The sequence below is a fragment of the Nocardia sp. NPDC050406 genome, assembly GCF_044459025.1.
Taxonomy (GTDB): domain Bacteria; phylum Actinomycetota; class Actinomycetes; order Mycobacteriales; family Mycobacteriaceae; genus Nocardia.
In genome coordinates this window covers 426,343-445,687 of sequence record NZ_JBITIM010000002.1, presented here as the reverse complement: position 1 = coordinate 445,687, position 19,345 = coordinate 426,343, and the positions used below count along the sequence as shown (strand labels likewise).

The following is a 19,345-nucleotide window of genomic DNA, read 5'->3' as shown; positions in this document are numbered from 1 at the left end:
CTCACCCGTATCGCGCCACGAGGGCAGTCAGCCGGACGTGACGCGCAGCGATTCGATGAGTTCGCGGGCGAGGGTGTGCAGTTTGGTATTGGTGCGCTGCGACTGATCGGACAGCCGGGCGAAGGCCTCGTCCGCGTCGCAGCCGTGGATCGCCATGAGCGCACCCTTCGCCTGATCGATTTCGGCGCGGGAGGTGAGCGCCGTCTCGAGTTGGGTGACCGTCTCGCGCGCCTGTTGCCACCGACGGGCGTTGACAATGGCATGGCCAGCGGTGACGGTGTACAGCCGCATGAGTCCTTCGTCGAAGGGATCGAACGCGGAAGCGTTGTAGCTGTAGGTATTCAGCGAACCCACAAATTCCGTGTCATCGTCCAGATCCTCCATCAGGGGAACCGACAGATAGGAACGGACGCCCAAACCTGCGGCGACCGTGTCGAATTCCGGCCAGCGTTCGCGGTGTTTGCCAATCTCCGCGCGGACGGCGCGGTGGGTGCGCGCCGATTCGAGGCAGGGACCGCGGTCGGATTCGTACTGGGTGCGGTCCAAGACGAGAACCCGGTCGTCGGTGCAGGCGGCGGTGCGCGAGTTGGCGCCGCTGGTGACGGTGATGGTGACGGCGTCCGCATCCGGAACAGCGTGCAAGGCGGTCTCGGCAATGCGGGCCAGCACGTCGTCCAGTGGTTCCTCCACCGCGAAAATGCGCCGTAGTGCTCGCAGCGCCTCGGATGTGACGCCGAGCCTGAGCAATGGATCCGGTCGCGTTTCACTCATTGGCAAGACCACTTCTTCGAAAGTGTGGCGCAAGTCCATTCGGGTTGAGCTAACCCAATGGTAGCCATGCCCCGCGTCCCGGAATCCGAAATTCCGTTTGCGGATGGCATAGCGGGTAATACGATTCGAAGCAACGCGATTCGCGGACGACTCGGCTGTCAAGAAGGGGCACCGTCGTCTCCCATTCATCGGCACGAAAGGGAGGACCGGAATGCCCCTTCACAAAAGGCGTGCCCCCGGGCGCATCGCCAACTCCGAACGACCGACTCTGGGCGCGGCCAGCCTGCGCACTCGACACCGCGCCTACCCGGGTGCGACCGTCGTCGATATCGAGGGTGACGTGGACCTGAACACCGCGGGCGAGTGGCGTGCGGCTTTGGAGGTCGCCGCGTCCGCCGCGGCACCGGGCAGCGCCGTCATCGCGAACCTCGCGCACTTGGGTTTTCTCGGCTCCGCCGGAATACACGTCCTCGTCGACACCCAAAGCCTGTGCGGCTCACTCGGCCAGACGCTGTGCCTCACCGATGTTCCCGAGGTGGTCGCCTGGCATCTCTCGGTCGTCGGCCTGGACATACCCCGATTCCCCGATATCGACACGGCGCTGCGAACTGTCGGCCGCCACACCTAAGCTCCGGATATGACCGAGTCGACACTGCCGCGCGCCATCGGCCAGGTGGCCGCCCGCGCACTGGGCAACGCCGGGTACGACAGCCTCGACCAACTGGCGGGCGTTCCCGAGAAAGACCTGCTCACCCTGCACGGCGTGGGGCCCAAGGCCATTCGCGTGCTGCGCGAGTCCCTGCGGGAACGCGGACTCGACCTCGGCTAGGTCCGGATCCGTTCGATCCGGGTCGCCGCTGTCGGAACGCGCGCGGGCGTCGCACCGTCAGTGCACGTACGCCCGTTCGAGAATGGCCTCGGTGTCGATTCCGGTCGGCAGCGTGCCGAAGGCGATTCCCCAGTCGCCGCCGAATCGGGTGGCGCAGAAGGCATCCGCCACGGCTTGATTGCCGTGCCGCACCAGTTGTGCGCCCTGCAAGGTGAGCGCCATGAGTTCGACCACGCGCCGCGCGCGGTACTCGATATCGGAGAGATCGGTGAGCTCCTTGCCGATTCGGTCGATGGCCGCGTCCAGATGCGCGTTCGCGCCGCGCGCCAGCGACACCTCGGTGAAGAATGCCTCCACCGTCTCCGGCTGACGGCCCATGGCGCGCAGGGCATCCAGCGCCGCCACATTGCCCGAGCCCTCCCAGATGGACATGAGCGGGGCTTCGCGATACAGCCGAGGCATACCGGACTCCTCGACATATCCGTTGCCGCCCAAGCATTCCAGGGCTTCGGCGGCATGGGCGGGCGCGCGCTTGCACACCCAGTACTTGGTGACCGCCAAGGCGATACGGCGCAGCGACGCCTCCGCGGGGTCGATGGCGGCGCGATCGGTGGCGCCCGCCAACCGCATCATCACGGTGGTGGCGGCCTCGGACTCCACCACCAGGTCGGCCAGCACATTGCGCATGGCGGGCTGGTCGATCAGATTGGCCCCGAAGGCTTTTCGATGGCGAGCGTGGTGCACGGCGTGGACCACCCCGGCGCGCATACCGGTGGCCGAGCCGATCACGCAGTCGAGCCGGGTCATATTGACCATCTCGATGATGGTCTTGACGCCCGCGCCCTCCGCGCCGACCAGCCAGCCGGTGGCGTTCTCGTACTCGATCTCCGAGGATGCGTTGGACTTGTTGCCCAGCTTGTCCTTGAGCCGTTGCAGCCGAAGGGGATTGCGCGATCCGTCGGGCAGCACGCGCGGCAGCAGGAAGCAGGACAGGCCGCCCGGGGCCTGGGCCAGGGTGAGGAACATATCCGACATGGGCGCGGAGGTGAACCACTTGTGGCCGACAATGCGGTACGTGCCATCGGATTGCGGTGTGGCCGTGGTGGTATTGGCGCGGACGTCGGAGCCGCCCTGCTTCTCGGTCATGGACATGCCCGCGATGAGACCGGCCTTGGTGGACGGTTCGCGCAGACCGTAGTCGTAGACGCGGGAGGCCAGCAGCGGTTCGTAGCGGTCGGCGAGCTCCTTGTTGTGCCGCAGCGCCGGAATCACCGCGTAGGTCATGGAGATCGGGCACATGTGCCCGGCGTCGGCGATACCCCAGGTGTAGAACTTGGCGGCGCGGGCGACATGCGCACCGGGCCGGTCCTCCTGCCACGGCGTGCCGTGCAATCCGTGCGCGACGGCGATATCCATGAGGTTGTGCCAATGGGGGTGGAATTCCACCTCGTCTACGCGGTGGCCGTAGCGGTCGTGGGTGTGCAGCACCGGCGGGTGGTCATTGGCCATTCGGCCCCACTCCTGGGCCTGCGCGCCACCGGCGAGCAGGCCGAGTGCGCGCACCTCGTCCTCGGCCCAGCCCGCGCCCTCACGGTGCAGGCCCTCGAGGAGGGCGGGGTTGCGGGAGTTGTCGAACGGCACGATCTCCGGTGCCTGGTTGAACACGTCGTGGGTGTGCATGGGAACTCCTGTTTCCGGGATGGGACCGGCGATGTCTAGGACGGGTCCGGGGCGCTGGCGGGCAGACCCAGCGCCCGCAGGGTGAAGGCGACCAGCTCCGGCATGACCGTCTCGGTCTGCAGTTGTTCGGCCAGCGGGCCGACCAGCACCTCGCCGATCGCGCCGACCAGCGCCGTCGCGCTGATGCGCGGATTCTGCGGCGGCAGTTGACCATTGGCCACACCGTCGGCGACGGCGGTTTCGAAGGTGTCGGCGAAGGCGCGGCGGAAGCGCAGTCGCTCGGTGTCGACGGCATTGTCCACCGGCTCGGCCAGCAGCACGTAGGCCAGTTTGGGATTCTTGAGCGCGCGCCCGGCGAAGGTTTCGACGGCGGCGGTGACCCGCTGCACGGCCCCGCCCTCGGCGCTGGCATCGGCCACGGCGGCGACCTCGCGGGTGACCACCTCGCGGAAGACCGCGGTCACCAATTCGGCCTTGCCGCTGAAGTTCTTGTACACCGTGCCGGTGGCGACTCCGGCCTCGGCCGCCACGGCCGCCATGGACAGTCCGGCGAAGCCCTGTTCGGAGAGCACCTTCATGGCGGCCCGCACGATCGACCCGGCCTGAGCGTCGAGGCGGGCCTGCACAGCGGGGGTTCTGCGGTAGGCCACGAAAGAAGTGAATCATGAATTCATTTCTTGACGCAAGGCCGGATATACGGCGTATGGTCGGCCTTGTGAGCGTACGAGTGGAACGCGACGGTCCGGTCTACACCGTCATCCTGCACCGCCCCGAAGCGCGCAACGCGGTCGATGGGCCGACCGCCGCCGCCCTGGCCGACGCCTTCCGGGGATTCGATGCCGATCCGGAGGCCGCGGTCGCCGTGCTGTGGGGTGAGGGCGGCACCTTCTGCGCGGGCGCGGACCTGAAATCGCTTGGCACCGAACGCTCCAACCAGGTCACCGAGGACGGCGACGGCCCCATGGGCCCCACCCGCATGAAGCTGTCCAAACCCGTCATCGCCGCCGTCTCCGGCTATGCCGTGGCGGGCGGCTTCGAACTCGCGCTCTGGTGCGATCTGCGAATCGCGGAGCAGGACAGCACCTTCGGCGTCTTCTGCCGCCGCTGGGGCGTGCCGCTGATCGACGGCGGAACGGTGCGGCTGCCCCGCATCATCGGCACCGGCCGCGCCATGGATCTCATTCTCACCGGCCGCGCGGTCGGCGCGGCCGAGGCGCTGCAGATGGGCCTGGTCACCCAGGTGGTGCCGCCGGGCGAATCGCGCCGGGTCGCAGAGGAACTCGGCCGCCAGCTGGCCGCGCTCCCCCAGACCTGTCTGCGCTCGGACCGCATGTCGGTGCTGGAGCAGGACGGCATGGAGGAACCGGCCGCGATCAGCAACGAATTGCGCCACGGCATGAAGGCGCTGATGGACGGCGCGCTCGACGGAGCCCAGCGCTTCGCCGCCGGTGCCGGGCGCGGCGGCCGCCCCGCCTGACGAGCCACGCGCCGTCGCCGCACTGGACTGGGTGGATTACTGGACCAATCGGTACGCTGCCCTGCAATGAACCGGCTGACCGTGGTGGACGAGATATTCCTGCGGGCGCATCGCGGCATGGGTACCCCGATCGCTCTGCAGGGTATGTGGCGTACCGCCGAACGGGTCGATCCGGCCCTGCTGCGGGCCGTGCACGAGGCGCTGCGCACCGGGCCGCTCGGTCGCCGGGTGGTGCGCAGCCGGATTCCGGGTGCGCGGCCGCGCTGGCAGGTGAACGGCGGGGCGCATCCGCTCGCCCTGGCCGACGAGAACGTTCCGGCCGCGGCCCTGCTGGATTGGGCCGACGCCCAGGGCCATGACCTCGATCCCGAGGTCGGGCCGGGCTGGCGGCTCTCGGCCGCACCGCTCGACGACGGCGGTTGCGTTGTGGCACTGACCTGTTCGCACGCGCTGGCCGACGGCCGCGCGCTGACCCTCGCAATCGACAATGCCCTGGCGGGCACACCGCTGGCGGCTCCCGTCGCACCGCATTCGGATTGGGCGGACGCGCGGCGGCAGTGGTCCACGGTGCTCGGCGGTACGATTCGCGCGCTGCGGCAGGGCATTCCGACGCGCCCGAAAGCGCCGCCTCCTCGAAAGGCGCTTGTCCACGACGCGATTCCACACAGCGGCCGCCGTGCCGAGCCGTCCGCCACCACGGCCGCGACTCCGCACCGTGCCACCCACAGCGCGGTGCTCCAGATCCCGGCTCGCGAGTGGACCCGGATCGCGGTGTCCCACGGCGGCACCGCCAACAGCCTGTTCGTGCACACCATGGCGAATATGCTGTGGGCCACCGGTTTTCCGCACGACCGGATCTCCGCCAGCCTGCCGGTGGACACCCGGGACGAGCCGCGGGTCGACAACGACCTTTCCATGACCGAGATCCAGATCGTTCGCGACGACACCCCCGCCACCATTCGCCGCAAGGCCCGCACCGCCTACGAGCACCGCATGTCCAGTCCCGGCGGCCTGCCCGAGGAGCTGCTCCAGGTGATTCCGGACCGCTGGGCCCACCGGCTGGCCCGGGGCGCGGGGGAACGAGACATCCTGTGCTCCAATATCGGAACGCTCCCGGATTCCCTGCTGTCGCTCGGCCCGCACGCGTGCACCGGCGTGGCCGCGCGCGCCATCCATCCGGGGCTGAGCGTCGAGCGGCTGCCGCGGACGCGGCTGTCCGGGTATCTCACCCGGATCGCCGACAGTTATTCACTGTCGCTGGTGAGCCTCGACCCCGACGCGATCACGACCGCGGCGGACTTGCGTGCACTGGCCCTCGACACCCTGACCGGCCTTGGGCTCGACCCGACGCCGTGGTAGTCGAAATACGGTCGCCAGGAATGTGATTCGACCGTTCGGCTAGCGCAGGGCGGGCTCGGCGGTTTCCGCGGCACGCGCCCGAACATGGTCGGGGACCTCGATTCCGGGAGCCAGGTCGGCCGAGGGTATCGGCTCGCCCCAGACCTGGTGCAGCGGCAGTACACCCGCCCAGGCGGTACCGGCGGCGATATCGGCGGCATCGTCGCGCGGGTCACCGGCGCGGACCTTCACCGACGCCTCCGTCAGATCCAGCGCCAGCACCATGGTGGCGGCGAGCTCCTTCTTGTGCGGCGGTCGGACGGTGGGCCACGCGCCGGGCGCGGCCCGTTCGGTGATCACCCGCAGCGCGTGCAGCCGCCGCTGCGGATCGGTCACCTCGACCGGGCGGCCGTGCACGACCGCCGAGCGGTAGTTGGCGGAGAAGTGCATGGCGGAGCGGGCGTAGACGATCCCGTCCACCAGCGTCACCGCCACCGAGACCGGGCCGGTGAGCGCGGCGCGCAGATTGCCCGCGCCGGTGGAGCCGTGCAGGTAGAGCGTGTCGCCGTCGCGGCCGTAGATGGTCGGAATCACCACGGGCGCGCCGTCCAGGACGACACCGAGGTGACAGAGGAAGGTCGCGTCGAGGACGGCGTCCAGGTCGGCGCGATCGGTGCGGGCGCGCTCCTTGGACCGCGTCACCGTACTGCGCGGGGTCGGGGACAGCGGGGTCCGGTCGGACCCGGCCGTGGTCGTTGCTGACTCGCCGTACTCGCTCATGCCGACTACTCTGGCGCACCAAGTGGCATTGCCAAATAGCCATTTCCGCTCCAGAACGAAAGACCACTTCTCATGACCGCTGCCCCGGCCCGCCGCCCGAGCACGCGACGGACCTCGGATCCGGCCCTGACCGAGGACATCCCCTTCGTGGTGGACCGCAGCGCCGCCGAACCGCTGGCGGTCCAGGTCGCCGAGGGGTTGCGGGCCGCCGCGGCGGCCGGGTGGCTGCGCGGTGGCGATCGGGTGCCGTCGTCGCGGGAGCTGGCCGCCCGGCTCGGCGTGAGCCGCACGGTGGTGACGGCCGCGTACGAGCAATTGCACGCGGAGGGCTGGCTGTCGGGTCGCCACGGGTCGGGGACGTACCTGACGGCCGCGCCGCAACCGGTACCGGAACACGCCGCGGCGGCTGTCGCACCGAAAACCGCCCCGGCACTGCTGGATCTGTCGCCGGGGTCCCCGTGCGTGGAGGCCATCGACCGCGCGGCGTGGCGGCGGGCCTGGCGGGCGGCCTCGGATCGGATGCCCTTGGCGGTGAAGGCGCGTGGCGGTGATCCGGAGTACCGGGCCGCCGTGGTGGAGCATCTGCTGCGCCATCGCGGCCTGAGCGCCGACAGCGAGACCGAACTGCTCGCCACCTCCGGAACCAGTTCGGCGGTGGGCGAATTCGCGGCGGCGCTATTGCGACCGGGCGACCGGGTGGCCATCGAGGACCCCGGGTATCTACGCGCGGCGGGCGCGTTCCAGGCGGCGGGCGTCGAACTCGTTCCGATACCGCTGGACGCGGACGGATTGCGGGTCGATCGCATCCCAGCGGATGTCCAGGCCGTGTATTGCACTCCGGCGCACCAGTTTCCGCTCGGAGCGCGGATGCCCGCAGCTCGGCGCGTCGAGTTGGTCGAATTCGTCCGCCGTACGGGAGCTTTGGTGATCGAGGACGACTACGACGGTGAATTGCGCTACGACACCGCCCCTTTGCCCCTGCTCGCCACCCTCGCCCCGGATGTGGTGGTGCATCTGGGCACCACCAGCAAGATCCTCTCCCCCACCCTCGGTATCGGCTGGCTGGTCGGCCCACCCGAGGTGACCGCCGCCGTGCTCGCCTATCGCGAGCGCACCGGCACCGGCCCTGCTCCGGCGGGCCAGATGGTGCTGGCCGAATTCGCCCGGCACGGCGATCTGGCCCGCCACCTGCGCCGGGTCCGCCGCGTCATGCCGCGGCGGCGCGCGATCGTCATGGCCGAACTCGACCGCCACGGCCTGCCCGTCCTGGGCGATGCCGCCGGATCCCATCTGGTCGCGCCGTTGCCGAACGCGGCCGCGGAACAGCGCGTCATCGCCGCGGCCCGGGAGCGCGGGGTCTACCTCGACGGGCTGGCCCGGCATCACCTGGGTCGGCGACACACCTACGGCATCGCCCTCGGATATGCCGCGCTACCTCGCGCCGACCTGGCCGCGGCGGCCCGCGTAGCCGGGGAGTGTCTGGCCCGCGCGTAGCATGACCGCATGAGCGAACAGGACATTCTCGCGCGCATCAAGAGCCTGGTGGACCGCGAGCACGAGCTCCGCTCGAAGACCGTCAGCGGTGATCTCGATCCGGAGACCGAACGCCGCCAGCTCGCCGAACTCGAGGTTCAGCTCGATCAGTGCTGGGACCTGCTGCGCCAGCGGCGCGCCCGCATCGACCAGGGCCGTAACCCCGACGACGCGCAGCCCAACTCCGCCCATCAGGTCGAGGGCTACCTCCAGTAATCCGGCCCTAGCGGTCCCCGCCGGGCGAGCGGGTGCGCCACGCGCTTTCGCGCCCGGCGGGTTACGGGGCTGTTCGGGTCACGGGGCTATTGCGGAACCCTCCGTTGTACGGCGTACGCGGCTACCCTTTTTCAATGGTGGCAACGCTCGATATCACGACCGCCGACGGAGTTGTTCGCGGTCATCGGGGCCGCCGCGTGGCACGCTGGCGGTCCATTCCCTACGCGGCTCCCCCGGTGGGCGAGTGGCGATTCCGCGCACCGCAGCCGGTGCGGCCCTGGCACGGCGTGCGCGACGCGACCCAATACGGTTTCGCCGCAATGCAACACCGCAGCGGCGCGCGCATCGGGCCGCGACGAGAGCAGCCGACCGGCGAGGACTGCCTCACGCTGAATGTCACCGCGCCCGTCACACCGTCGGCGACGCCGCGTCCGGTCATGGTGTTCATTCACGGCGGCGGCTACATCATCGGCACCTCCGCGCTCGGCATGTACTCCGGTGCGCGGCTGGCGCTGCGCGGCGATGTGATCGTGGTGTCGCTGAACTATCGGCTCGGCGCGTTCGGCTATGTGGATTTCAGCGAATACTCCACGCCGGGGCGGCCTTTCGACACCAATCTGGGCCTGCGCGATCAGGTCGCGGCGCTGGAGTGGGTGCAGCGCAATATCGCCGCTTTCGGCGGCGACCCCGCCAATGTCACGATTTTCGGTGAATCCGCCGGTGCGCACGCGGTATTGAGCCTGATGGCGACCCCGGCCGCCGCCGGGCTGTTCCACCGGGGCATCTCGCAGAGTCCGCCCGCCGACTGGGCGACCAGCGTGGACGACGCCAAGATCTTCGCGCGCCGCTGTGTCGAGGCTCTCGGCCTGCGCCCGGACGAGGTCGGCAAGGCGCTGGTGGAGCTGCGTCCCAATGACATTCGCCGGGTGGTGGACAAGGCGGTGCAGGCCGTGCTGCGGGATCAGCCGGGGCTGTTCCCGGTGGCTCCCATCGTCGACGGCGATTTCCTGCCGGAAGCGCCGCACGCGGCGATCATCGGCGGGACCGCGCACCGGGTGCCGCTCATCATCGGCACCAACCGCGACGAGGGCACGCTGTTCGCGCGCATGGGCGATACGCTGCCGACCACGCCCGCGCGCATGCGCCGGGTGCTGCGGCACTCCGGCGAGGACGCCGAATCCCGGGTCGTCGCCGCGTATCCCGGATTTCCGGATCCTCGGGTCGCGGTGCGCATGGGCGGTGATTTCGTATTCTTCCGGCCGTGCACCGAGGTCGCGGCCGGACACTCCCACCACGCGCCCACCTACGCCTACCGCTTCGACTACGCCCCGCGCGCGGTACATCTCGCCGGATTCGGCGCGACCCACGCCTTCGATCTGATTCCGGTGTTCGGGGTGAGCGATACCCCGTTCGGGCGGGCGCTCACGGTGGCGGGCGGCCAGCGCGGCCTGCGCTCGGTGACGCGTCAGTTCCAGGACAACTGGCTGTCGTTCGCACGTGACGGCAAACCACTGCCGTCCTGGCCGGAGTACACCGAGGAGCGCCGCTCCACCATGATCATCGACTATCCGCCGCGCGTGGAGGACGATCCCGACAGCGCCAAACGCCTTGCCTGGCAGGGGGTTCGACTACCCAGCCTCACTTGAGCAGGCGCGACATCCGGCGGTCGGCGAGCACCTTGCCGCCGGTTTGGCAGGTCGGGCAGTACTGGAAGGACTTGTCCGCGTAGGCGACCTCGCGCACGGTGTCGCCGCAGACCGGGCACGGCATACCGGTGCGGCCGTGCACCCGCATACCGGAGCGCTTCTCGCCCTTGAGCCGTGCCGCGTCCTGGCCGACCGAGCGTTCGATGGCATCGCCGAGGGTGGCGCGCGTGACCGAGTACAGCCGGGCCAGCTGGTCGGCGTCGAGGCTGCTGGCGGTGGCGAACGGCGAGAGCTTGGCGCTGTGCAGGATCTCGTCGGAGTAGGCGTTGCCGATTCCGGCGATGAGCGATTGATCGGTGAGCGCGGTCTTCACCCGCTGCGAGGTGCCGTGCAGCAGTTCGGCGAATTCGGGTTCGCTCACCGCCAGGGCGTCCGGGCCGAGGCGGGCGATGCTCGGCACCGATAGTGGGTCGGCGGTCACCCAGACGGCCAATCGCTTCTTGGTGCCCGCCTCGGTCAGGTCGAAGGCGGGGGTGCCGCCTTCCGGGGTGAAGAAGTGCACGCGCAGCGCCAACGGGCCTTTGCCCGGTTTGGGCGGGGCCGCGCCGGGCTCGTCGATCCAGCGCAGCCAGCCCGCTCGCGACAGATGGGTGATCAGCCACAGGCCGTCGCAGTCCACGCCGAGATGTTTGCCCCAGTGCCCCACCCCGGTCACATCGCGCCCGGACAGCGCGGTCACCGGCGGGTCGAAGGTTTTCAGCACGCTCAGTGCCGCCACATCGACCCGCCCCACGACCGCACCGACGGCATGCTCGACCAGGAACTGCTCGAGCGCCACTATCTCTGGCAATTCGGGCATAACCGCAGCCTACCGGGACCGACCGACAGGGTGCTGGATGTGAACACGCTCCGGTCAGACGATCGAGCGGCCGTCCAGCAGGGCGGTGCGGGCCTCGGCGACGGCGTCCGCCCAGGGGCGTTCACCCAGTTCGGTGACGCCGGAATCGCCCATGAAGGCGCTCGAGACGATGACCTCCGGGGACAGTTCGGCCAGGGTGTCGAGGGTGGCGGCCAAGGCGTCGCGATCGCTGAACTCGGGCAGGTAACCGGCCCACCACTGGCCGTCCTCGCCGCGAATGATGGTGTCGCCGGTGAAGAGGTACCGACGGTCGGCGATGGTGGCCAGGTAGACGCTGCTGCCCGGGGTGTGGCCCGGAGCGGGGATGACCTCGAGGCCCTCGAAGGCGGTGTGGCGCTCCTTGAACGGGTCGTCCACGGTGGTGGCGGTGACCAATGATGCCTCCGATTCGTGAATGTGCAGGCGGGTGCCGAAGCGGTCCTTCATGGTGGCGAGGGTCGAGGTGATCTCGTCCTGGTGGCTGAGGTACTGGTCGGCGACGCCGCCCAGCTCGGCCATGCGGTCGAATTCGGATTCGATGGTGGTGTTGTAGAACAGCACGTTGCCCTCGGGTCGGGTCCACAGGTAGGCGCGGGTGGTCAGGCCCGGAGCCGGGTTCTGGGTTTCGGTGACCCACAGGTCGGGTGCGATGTTCTGCATGGTTCGCTCCTTTCGGGTCGGCCGTGGTGGCCGGATCGGTGCTTCACCGATAAGGCGCGAGATTCGGTCTAGCGGCGCGAGACGCTGAGGTGTCCAGCGGCGCGAGACGCTGATGTGTCCGGCGGCGAGACGTTAATGAGCCCAGCGGATCTCGCGCTGCGGCTCGTAGCGGCAGACCACGCCCAGGGACACCGTGGCGCGCAGGTGTTCGGCGAGTTCGGGGTGGGTGTGGTCGAGGCGTCGCAGGGCGTCGCGGACGCGGGCGGAGACGGTTTTGCGGGCGCGTTCGGCGTCGTCGCCGAGGCGGCGGGTGCGGCCGCCCAGACCGGCGGCGCGGCGGAGTTCGTCGAGCAGGGCGGCGCGTTCGGTATCGAGTTCGGCGGCGCGATTGTCGTCGGAGCGGGCGGTGGCGCGGTCGATTTCGGCGTCGAGATGTTCGAGGCGGCGGCGGAATTCGGCTTTGGCGCGCTCGTCGAGGACGGCGTCCGCGCCGAGAGATCGTGCGGCAGTGGTTGTTTCGGGGGTGCCGGGGCCGCTCAGGAGTTCCATGGACGAGATGTCCTGGCCGGGATTGGCTATGAGGGTGTGCAGGTCGCGCAGGCCCTTGAGGGCGGGCATGTGCGCGGTGTGGTCGGCGAAGACCAGGGTCCACACGTCGCCGTCGAGGCGAAAGACATTGGGGGCCGGTTCGATCGCGGTGTGCGCCCGCAGCACCGCCGAGCGGGTCCGGGGCGCGTCGAGCCGTGCCAGTTCGGCCTCGGCGGCCGCGGTCCACGGTGTCGCCCGCAACCGCCGGGCCGCCGCGGCGGCGGCCTCCAACTCCTCGGCGGCGGTGTCGCGCTCGCCGTCCAGTACGGCGAGCCGCCCCAGCCAGTAGGCGTACGGGCCGTACACCGCGCCACCACCGGCGATCACCGCCCACCACTCCCGCAGCGGAAAAAGCATTTCCCGCACCGACTTCCGCAGGGCGGGGTCGTCGAGCACGAGGGCCGCGCGGGCGAGAGCCACCAATGCCCCCGCGTGGAAGTGGCGCGGATACGTCTCCAGGACGGCCCACACCTCGCTGGTCAACCGCCGTACGAGATCGAGATCGGCATCGAATGCGCGCGACGGCCAACCGATTCGCGCGCTGCCGCTAGCCCGGCCCTCGCCGCCGCGTAGTGGCTGGTCTGGCAGGCCGCCCACGTACGCCTCAGCAGGGGCCACCGCACGGTCCCGGCTGGGCATCGGCACGTTCGATTCCGGCTCGGTTCGGCGCGACAGCTTCTCCGCCTGCGTCGGGGCGGGGCCTGCCGAGCCGAGCAGTGGCGCAGCCGGACCCGTCTCGGTCCGACTGGTCGGCCGTCTCGCGCGGTCCGTCGAGCCTTGTTGGTTCGACGGCGGTTCGGGCTGCGCCACGCCCGGGTGCGCGAGCATCGCGGCTCGGCGTGCCGCGCCGGTCAGGAGGGGCACCACCGCGTAGGCGCTGGGTGAGCGGCGGTATCGGTCGAGGAGGGTTTCCACTTCGGCGTCCGCGTCGGCGGTGAGGGCCAGGGCCCAACGCTGTTCCAGCCAGAGGGGCAGGCGGTCTACTTCGCCGGTGCGTTCGCCGAGGGTGTACGCGCCGTCGATGGCGCGGGCGGCGGCGTCGAAGTGGCCGGTGAGGGTGGCCAGGCTGCCCGCGCGGGACAGAGCGGCGAACCGCGGGCGGGGCAGGCGGGTCCGGTCGGCATAGGCGGTGAAGGCCGCCTGCTCGGTGTGGACGCGCGGGTCACCGAGCTCCAACAACGCCGCGATACGCAGCACATAGCCTTGAACCCGCAGATCCTCGTCACCCACACATTCGGCGACCGTATGCAGCTCCTCGGCCAGCGCCAGCCGCTCGGCGGCGGTCCCCGGTTTCCAAATGGCGTCATGGCGCGCCAACAGACTCGCCCCCACCGTATGCGGATCACCGGATTCACGCGCCAGCCGCAACGCCCGCCCGCTCATCGCCTCGGCGTTCATCTCAGCGGGCCGACGCGACGCCCCGGAATGCGCACCCGCGCTGATTGTCTCGGCCGGGGTGGCGACCTCCGCAGGAAACCCCGGCCCGGAATACCCACGCGCGCTGACGGTCTCGGCCGAAGAGTCCGCTTCCATAGGACGCCCTGACTCGGAATAACCACGCGCACTACCAGCCTCGACCGCGGGGACAGCCTCCGCAGCATCGCCCGGCGCAGAATACCCACGCGCACTGACGGTCTCGGCCGAAGAGTCCGCCTCCGTAGGACGCCCTGACTCGGAATAGGCACGCGCACTGCCAGCCTCGACCGCGGGGTCAGCCTCCGCAGAATGGCCCGGCCCAGAATATCCGCGCGTGTTGACAGTCTCGGTTGAGGTATCAGCCTCCGCAGTCCGGCCCGACCCGGAATACCCACGCGCGCTGCTGTTCTCGGCTGCGGTGTCGGCCGCCGCGGGACGCCCGGGCCCGGAGTACCCACGCGCGCTCTCGGTCTCGACGGTGGTGATGTTGTTCGTGGAGCGGCGCGACCATCCGGTGTGGACGCGCACCCGAGCGGCGGCGGCCAGCACGCGCACCGCGAGCGGGTCGCGTTCGCCGCGTTCGGCGGTCAGCCGCCGATGTGCCTCATCGATGAGGTCGATCTCCTGCTCGGCCTCCCGCTCCGGATCCGGCATGCCGAGATCGTGCAGCCCGAGCGCGGCACGCGCGAACAATCCAGGCTCGGTCTCCCGCGACTCCCGCAGCACGGTCCGATACGCCTCCCGCGCCGCGGACAACTGTCCCGCACTGTGCGCGGCCGCCGCCAACGCCAGCCCGATCCGCCCCCGCTCCGAAACATCCTCGGCCGCAACCAAAGTCAGCGCCCGCCGATAATGCTGCGCCACTTCCCCCGCCGCCGACCGCCCACACGCGTCCTCCGCCGCGGCGAGCAGATACCGCAACGCCCGCCCATCCGCCTCAGCATCCCCCGACCGCGCGAGCTGATAGGCATGATGCGCGAAATCCCCTGGCGTAGCCCCGCTTACATCCCGTGACAGTCCCTCCATAGCGGCCAGCACCGCCCCATGCCGCCGCCGCACCTCCACCCCGGTAGCCCGCGCCAACAACGTTTCCCGAATCAAGTCATGGACGAATACGAACCGGTCTCCCCTATCGCCACCACCCACGCGCCCGCCGCTGGAACGAGCGCCGAATATGCCAGCCGCGCCGAATCCCTCGCCTGCCGTCGGACCGCCCGCACGCGCGCCCGGGACCTCTCCCGAATCCCCCAGCGTCCCAGCCAATCCGCCGTGTGCCCCAGCTATGCCGCCGTGCACACCAGCCACCTTGCCGTGCACGTCAGCCGAATCACTGCGCACACCAGCCACCTCATCATGCGCGCCAGCCGAATCACCATGCGCGGAAGCCGAATCGCCATGCATGCCCACGTCGGATCCGCCGCCTCCACCGCCGATGGTCGACCCACCGCGCAGACCCGAAACTTCGTCGCTGAAAAGGTCGCCGCCGCCCGGCTGCGGGCCGCCCGCCCCGGCGGAAGCGCGCGGGTCATCGAGGCCGAAGGCGAGCGCATTGCTCTCCCGGCCGAGCGGGCTGATCAGGCGGGCGCGGACGGCTGGGATGAGGCTGTCGGAGAGTTCGGCTGGAGTCGTTCCGAGTGCGGCGGCGACCAGTGGGGCGGCGAATTCGCGGCCGATGATCGCGGCGGTGTGGAGGGCGTCGACGGTCCGGTCGGGTAAGGGGGCCAAGCGGGCTTCGAGGGTTTGGCGGACGCCGGGGCCGAGGGTTTCGATGGAGCCGCCGCCGCGCCAGAGGCGGACGGTCTGTTCGGCGAGGAACGGGTTGCCGCCGCTGAGTGTGGCCATGCGGCGTACGACGGCGGGAGGGGGCGGGTTGCCGGTCAGGCCAGCGGCGAGCGCCCCGGTCTCCTCGACGGAAAGGCCGCCGAGTTCGACGATGTGCGCCGCCGCCCACAGTTCGGGGAAAACCGCACGCAGCGGGTGGTTCTCGGCCTCCAACTCGGTATCGCGCACCGCCGCCACCAACGCGATCCGCTCGAACCACGCATGCCGGGCAATGAAGGTGAGCACCCGCACCGACTCCGGATCCGCGCGGTGCAGGTCATCGATGACCACGAACACCGGACGCCGCCGCGCGACCGCGACCAACGCGGCGGTCACCGCATCTCCGATGTCGAACAGCGTCCAATTACTCTGCGCTGCAACGACTTCAGCCCTCTGCACGGCAGCATTCCCGGCCGCCGCAGCGCTATCGGCCCCGGCCGCCGCAGCACCCCCGGTCTCGACCGCCGCAGCACTCCCGGCCCCGGCCGCCACACCACTCCCGGCCCCGGCCGCCGCACCACCCCCGGCCCCGGCCGCCGCACCACCCCCGGCCCCGGCCGCCGCACCACCCCCGGCCCCGGCCGCCGCACCACCCCCGGCCCCGGCCGCCGCAGCACTCCCGGCTGCCACAACGGCCCGGGCGGCGGCGGGCCCGCTCGCCACAGCGGCATCGGTTGGACGCTCCCCCTGCGTCTCCGCCGTGAGGCCCGCGCCAACCACCCCGTCCGCCAGCGCGACCAGTGCCGCCCCGGCGCTGTCCACCGCAGCCGCCCACTCCCCCGCGTCGCAACTGGTGCGGAGGCGGCGGAGGATTTGGACCCAGGGCCAGTAGCCGGGGACGCCGTCGCCGCTCCAGGCTGTGGCGGCGAGGACCAGGGCCTTGTCGGCGGGGAAGTCGTCGAGGACCTCGGTGATGAGGGCGGTTTTGCCGATGCCCGCTTCTCCGGCGATCAGGAGTAGCCCGCCGTGGCTGGCGAGGGTGCGGTGGAGGTGGTCGCGCAGCGTCCGCGCCGGTCCTTCCCGGCCGATGAGCGTCATCGCACCTCCTGATCCCACTGTCCGCAGCCTAGTCCGCGGGCCGTCGACCCTGGTCAGAAGTTATTGCGGCAGTGCGGGTCCGGTGCGGCGGAGCAGGTAGATGTCCATGATCCAGCCTTTGGCGGCGCGGAGTTCGGCGCGGCGGGACTCGATGTCGCGCTCCACTTCTCGCAGCGGGCCCTCGATGAGTACCTCGTCGGGCATGCCGAGGTACGCGCCCCACCAGATGTGGAGGTCGTCACCGGGCACCTCGGTGAACGAGCAGTCGCCGTCGAGCATGACGAGGGTGGACTGCCCCGCGGCCACCCCCTCTTCGCGCAGTCGGCGTCCCGTGGTGATGTGCACCGGTTCGCCGATGTCGTGCAGCACCATACGGTGTCCGGCGGCGAGCGCCTGCGGGCTGGTGATGCCGGGGATGACCCGGTAGTCGAAGCGCACGCGCCCCCGAGCCAGCACCCGCTCCACCATCCGCAGCGTGCTGTCGTAGAGCGACGGATCACCCCACACCAGGATTCCGCCGACCCCGTCGACCTCCTCGAAGGCCCGCTCCAGCAGCTCGGCGCGCCGCTCGTGCCAATCCTCGACCACCCCGCGATAGGCGTTGTCGGCCCCCGCCGCCGGAACGCTCCGATCGCGCGGCGGATCCGCGATCTCCATGACCCGATACTCCTGATCGGCGTGTTCGGCGAGGATGGCGGTGCGCACATCCACCAGCTCCCGCTTCTCGGCCCCCTTGCCGATCACGAAGAACACGTCCACCCGCCGCAGTGCCTTGACGGCCTGCACGGTGACCTGGTCCGGATCGCCCGCACCGATTCCGATCACGAAGAGCTGCTGCACACTGCGTAAGCTTGCCAGGCGTGGAAGCCCCCCGAGACACCCAGTACGAGGACCTGCTGCGGCTGGTGCTGGATTCCGGCACCCCGAAATCGGATCGGACCGGGACCGGCACCCGCAGTATCTTCGGCCATCAGCTGCGCTACGACCTGTCCCAGGGCTTCCCGCTGATCACCACCAAGAAGGTGCATCTCAAGTCCATCGTCTACGAGCTGCTGTGGTTCCTGCGCGGCGACTCCAATGTGGGCTGGCTGCGTGAGCACGGCGTCACCATCTGGGACGAATGGGCCGCTCCGGACGGCGAACTGGGTCCGGTGTACGGCGTCCAGTGGCGCTCCTGGCCCACCCCGAACGGCGCTCACATCGATCAGATCTCGCAGGTGCTGCACACTCTGCGCACCGATCCGGACTCGCGCCGCATGATCGTCTCGGCCTGGAACGTGGCCGAACTGGACCGCATGGCGTTGGCCCCCTGCCACGCCTTCTTCCAGTTCTACGTGGCCGACGGCAAACTCTCCTGCCAGCTCTACCAGCGCAGCGCCGACCTGTTCCTCGGCGTCCCGTTCAATATCGCGAGTTACGCGCTGCTCACCCATATGGTGGCGCAGCAGACCGACCTCGAGCCGGGCGATTTCATCTGGACCGGCGGCGACTGCCATATCTACGACAATCACACCGAGCAGGTGCGCGAGCAGTTGCGCCGCGAGCCCTACCCGTTCCCGCAACTGCGACTGCGGCCCGCGCCCACGCTCTTCGATTACGCCTACGACGACGTGGAAATCGTGAATTACCAGCATCATCCGGCCATCAAGGCACCGGTGGCGGTATGAGTGTGCAGGCTCCCGTGCGCACCATCGGACTGATCTGGGCGCAGACCCTCGACGGCGTCATCGGCGCGGACAATGCCATTCCGTGGCGGATTCCCGAGGATATGGCGCATTTCAAGGACGTCACCTGGGGTCATCCCGTGGTGATGGGCCGCCGCACCTGGGATTCGCTGCCCGCGCGGTTCCGCCCCCTGGACGGCCGCCGCAATATCGTCGTGACCCGTCAGCCCGACTGGACGGCGGCCGGTGCCGAGCGCGCCGGATCGCTGGAGGCGGCGCTCGAACTCGCGGGCGACACCCCGGTCTGGGTCATGGGCGGTGGCGAAATCTACCGCGCCGCACTGCCTTTGGCCTCCGAACTGATGGTCACCGAGGTCGCTGCCGATATCGACGGCGACTGCTACGCGCCCACCATCGGCCCCGAATGGCGGGCCGAGGGCACGCCGTGGCGGGAGTCGTCCACGGGGCTGCGCTTCCGTTTTCTGCGTTACACCCGCTAGCGCCGGTCACGCGAATATCCCAGTCCGGCAATTCCTGCTCGCGTTCGCTCGAAACAGCGCAGCGGCGGCTGGGCCGTCGGGCATACTCACGGATATTCAGCCCGGCGAAAGGCAGTCCATGGACAAGAAATCGCTGACCGCGGTGGCCCGCCAGCAGCTGAAGCTGGCCGCCACCGCCTCGAGCGGACGCAGTTCCCAAACGATCACCGGTGGCCACGCGCACAGCCTGCGTCAGACCGTTATCGCGCTGACGGCCGGTCAGAGCATGGCCGAGCACGAGAATCCCGGCGAAGCCACCATGATCATTCTCAGCGGCACGCTCATTCTCATGAGCGGAACCAATGAGTGGAAAGGCTCGGCCGGGGATCTGCTCGTCATCCCCGACGCGCGGCACAGCGTCAAGGCCGTCGACGACGTCGCCTTCCTGCTGACTGTGGCGAAATAGACGCCTGCGCGGCAAAGCCGCCGGTCGGCGCGGTGCGCGGGCACA

At 70.0% G+C, this 19,345-nt stretch carries 18 protein-coding genes; 10 read left to right on the top strand and 8 right to left on the bottom strand.

Features of this window, described 5'->3' with window-relative positions; translation table 11 throughout:
• Window positions 1–27: 27 nt before the first annotated feature.
• Window positions 28–771, bottom strand: coding sequence for an ANTAR domain-containing protein (locus ACIBH2_RS15290; RefSeq protein ID WP_397117728.1), 744 nt, complete (start codon window positions 769–771; stop codon window positions 28–30).
• A 211-nt stretch (window positions 772–982) separates the two neighbouring features.
• Between ACIBH2_RS15290 and ACIBH2_RS15285 the strand changes: the two genes are divergently transcribed.
• Together ACIBH2_RS15285 and ACIBH2_RS15280 are read left to right on the top strand one after the other, a co-directional pair.
• The gene (locus ACIBH2_RS15285) at window positions 983–1,399 is read left to right on the top strand and encodes an STAS domain-containing protein (protein WP_397117726.1); all 417 of its coding nucleotides are present in this window, start codon (window positions 983–985) and stop codon (window positions 1,397–1,399) included.
• 9 nt (window positions 1,400–1,408) lie between these two features.
• Entirely contained in the window at window positions 1,409–1,600 is a 192-nt protein-coding gene (locus tag ACIBH2_RS15280) for a helix-hairpin-helix domain-containing protein (protein WP_397117724.1), read from the top strand.
• Window positions 1,601–1,657: 57 nt separating this feature from the next.
• Here the strand turns inward: ACIBH2_RS15280 and ACIBH2_RS15275 are convergent, their stop codons facing one another.
• Both ACIBH2_RS15275 and ACIBH2_RS15270 read right to left on the bottom strand, forming a co-directional pair.
• Window positions 1,658–3,280, bottom strand: a complete 1,623-nt coding sequence (locus ACIBH2_RS15275; protein WP_397117722.1) for an acyl-CoA dehydrogenase family protein — start codon at window positions 3,278–3,280, stop codon at window positions 1,658–1,660.
• Between the two features lie 35 nt (window positions 3,281–3,315).
• Window positions 3,316–3,930, bottom strand: a complete 615-nt coding sequence (locus tag ACIBH2_RS15270) for a TetR/AcrR family transcriptional regulator (RefSeq protein ID WP_397117720.1) — start codon at window positions 3,928–3,930, stop codon at window positions 3,316–3,318.
• A gap of 65 nt (window positions 3,931–3,995) precedes the next feature.
• Here ACIBH2_RS15270 and ACIBH2_RS15265 point away from each other — a divergent pair, with 65 nt between their 5' ends.
• Both ACIBH2_RS15265 and ACIBH2_RS15260 read left to right on the top strand, forming a co-directional pair.
• Complete coding sequence (locus ACIBH2_RS15265; RefSeq protein ID WP_397117718.1) at window positions 3,996–4,757, top strand: crotonase/enoyl-CoA hydratase family protein; 762 nt, start codon at window positions 3,996–3,998, stop codon at window positions 4,755–4,757.
• Window positions 4,758–4,823: 66 nt separating this feature from the next.
• Window positions 4,824–6,116, top strand: a complete 1,293-nt coding sequence (locus ACIBH2_RS15260; protein ID WP_397117716.1) for a hypothetical protein — start codon at window positions 4,824–4,826, stop codon at window positions 6,114–6,116.
• A gap of 39 nt (window positions 6,117–6,155) precedes the next feature.
• Here ACIBH2_RS15260 and ACIBH2_RS15255 read toward each other — a convergent pair whose 3' ends face one another.
• The gene (locus ACIBH2_RS15255; protein WP_397117714.1) at window positions 6,156–6,875 is read right to left on the bottom strand and encodes a pyridoxamine 5'-phosphate oxidase family protein; all 720 of its coding nucleotides are present in this window, start codon (window positions 6,873–6,875) and stop codon (window positions 6,156–6,158) included.
• Window positions 6,876–6,947: 72 nt separating this feature from the next.
• Between ACIBH2_RS15255 and ACIBH2_RS15250 the strand changes: the two genes are divergently transcribed.
• The 3 genes from ACIBH2_RS15250 to ACIBH2_RS15240 all read left to right on the top strand — a co-directional run bounded on the left by ACIBH2_RS15250 (window position 6,948) and on the right by ACIBH2_RS15240 (window position 10,270).
• Window positions 6,948–8,369, top strand: a complete 1,422-nt coding sequence (locus ACIBH2_RS15250) for a PLP-dependent aminotransferase family protein (RefSeq protein ID WP_397117712.1) — start codon at window positions 6,948–6,950, stop codon at window positions 8,367–8,369.
• A 9-nt stretch (window positions 8,370–8,378) separates the two neighbouring features.
• A complete protein-coding gene (locus tag ACIBH2_RS15245; protein ID WP_397117710.1) occupies window positions 8,379–8,624 on the top strand; it encodes a DUF2630 family protein in 246 nt (81 codons plus the stop codon).
• 134 nt (window positions 8,625–8,758) lie between these two features.
• Window positions 8,759–10,270: a carboxylesterase/lipase family protein gene (locus ACIBH2_RS15240; protein WP_397117708.1), complete on the top strand. Its 1,512-nt coding sequence runs from the start codon at window positions 8,759–8,761 to the stop codon at window positions 10,268–10,270.
• On the opposite strand, the gene ACIBH2_RS15235 is transcribed toward ACIBH2_RS15240, so the two are convergent.
• The 4 genes from ACIBH2_RS15235 to cobF all read right to left on the bottom strand — a co-directional run bounded on the left by ACIBH2_RS15235 (window position 10,263) and on the right by cobF (window position 17,531).
• Window positions 10,263–11,129, bottom strand: a complete 867-nt coding sequence (locus ACIBH2_RS15235; RefSeq protein WP_397117706.1) for an Fpg/Nei family DNA glycosylase — start codon at window positions 11,127–11,129, stop codon at window positions 10,263–10,265. The genes ACIBH2_RS15240 and ACIBH2_RS15235 overlap by 8 nt on opposite strands.
• Window positions 11,130–11,183: 54 nt before the next feature.
• Complete coding sequence (locus ACIBH2_RS15230) at window positions 11,184–11,828, bottom strand: MBL fold metallo-hydrolase (RefSeq protein WP_397117704.1); 645 nt, start codon at window positions 11,826–11,828, stop codon at window positions 11,184–11,186.
• Between the two features lie 132 nt (window positions 11,829–11,960).
• Window positions 11,961–16,691, bottom strand: coding sequence for an AAA family ATPase (locus ACIBH2_RS15225; RefSeq protein ID WP_397117702.1), 4,731 nt, complete (start codon window positions 16,689–16,691; stop codon window positions 11,961–11,963).
• A gap of 60 nt (window positions 16,692–16,751) precedes the next feature.
• Window positions 16,752–17,531: a precorrin-6A synthase (deacetylating) gene (gene cobF, locus ACIBH2_RS15220; RefSeq protein WP_397117700.1), complete on the bottom strand. Its 780-nt coding sequence runs from the start codon at window positions 17,529–17,531 to the stop codon at window positions 16,752–16,754.
• 20 nt (window positions 17,532–17,551) lie between these two features.
• Here cobF and ACIBH2_RS15215 point away from each other — a divergent pair, with 20 nt between their 5' ends.
• The 3 genes from ACIBH2_RS15215 (at window position 17,552) to ACIBH2_RS15205 (ending at window position 19,300) form a co-directional block, all read left to right on the top strand.
• Window positions 17,552–18,358 carry a thymidylate synthase gene (locus ACIBH2_RS15215; protein WP_397117698.1) on the top strand — a complete coding sequence of 269 codons (807 nt, stop codon included), beginning with the start codon at window positions 17,552–17,554 and terminating at the stop codon, window positions 18,356–18,358.
• Entirely contained in the window at window positions 18,355–18,855 is a 501-nt protein-coding gene (locus tag ACIBH2_RS15210) for a dihydrofolate reductase (RefSeq protein WP_397117696.1), read from the top strand. The genes ACIBH2_RS15215 and ACIBH2_RS15210 overlap by 4 nt, the downstream gene beginning before the upstream one ends.
• Before the next feature lie 118 nt (window positions 18,856–18,973).
• Window positions 18,974–19,300, top strand: a complete 327-nt coding sequence (locus ACIBH2_RS15205) for a cupin domain-containing protein (protein ID WP_397117694.1) — start codon at window positions 18,974–18,976, stop codon at window positions 19,298–19,300.
• Window positions 19,301–19,345 lie beyond the last annotated feature (45 nt).

Bases quoted from the DNA above. Each gene is read 5' to 3' on its own strand.
- ACIBH2_RS15290 (WP_397117728.1), bottom strand. From the start codon at position 771: ATGAGTGAAACGCGACCGGATCCATTGCTCAGGCTCGGCGTCACATCC.
- ACIBH2_RS15285 (WP_397117726.1), top strand. From the start codon at position 983: ATGCCCCTTCACAAAAGGCGTGCCCCCGGGCGCATCGCCAACTCCGAA.
- ACIBH2_RS15280 (WP_397117724.1), top strand. From the start codon at position 1,409: ATGACCGAGTCGACACTGCCGCGCGCCATCGGCCAGGTGGCCGCCCGC.
- ACIBH2_RS15275 (WP_397117722.1), bottom strand. From the start codon at position 3,280: ATGCACACCCACGACGTGTTCAACCAGGCACCGGAGATCGTGCCGTTC.
- ACIBH2_RS15260 (WP_397117716.1), top strand. From the start codon at position 4,824: ATGAACCGGCTGACCGTGGTGGACGAGATATTCCTGCGGGCGCATCGC.
- ACIBH2_RS15255 (WP_397117714.1), bottom strand. From the start codon at position 6,875: ATGAGCGAGTACGGCGAGTCAGCAACGACCACGGCCGGGTCCGACCGG.
- ACIBH2_RS15250 (WP_397117712.1), top strand. From the start codon at position 6,948: ATGACCGCTGCCCCGGCCCGCCGCCCGAGCACGCGACGGACCTCGGAT.
- ACIBH2_RS15245 (WP_397117710.1), top strand. From the start codon at position 8,379: ATGAGCGAACAGGACATTCTCGCGCGCATCAAGAGCCTGGTGGACCGC.
- ACIBH2_RS15240 (WP_397117708.1), top strand. From the start codon at position 8,759: ATGGTGGCAACGCTCGATATCACGACCGCCGACGGAGTTGTTCGCGGT.
- ACIBH2_RS15235 (WP_397117706.1), bottom strand. From the start codon at position 11,129: ATGCCCGAATTGCCAGAGATAGTGGCGCTCGAGCAGTTCCTGGTCGAG.
- ACIBH2_RS15230 (WP_397117704.1), bottom strand. From the start codon at position 11,828: ATGCAGAACATCGCACCCGACCTGTGGGTCACCGAAACCCAGAACCCG.
- ACIBH2_RS15225 (WP_397117702.1), bottom strand. From the start codon at position 16,691: ATGACGCTCATCGGCCGGGAAGGACCGGCGCGGACGCTGCGCGACCAC.
- ACIBH2_RS15210 (WP_397117696.1), top strand. From the start codon at position 18,355: ATGAGTGTGCAGGCTCCCGTGCGCACCATCGGACTGATCTGGGCGCAG.
- ACIBH2_RS15205 (WP_397117694.1), top strand. From the start codon at position 18,974: ATGGACAAGAAATCGCTGACCGCGGTGGCCCGCCAGCAGCTGAAGCTG.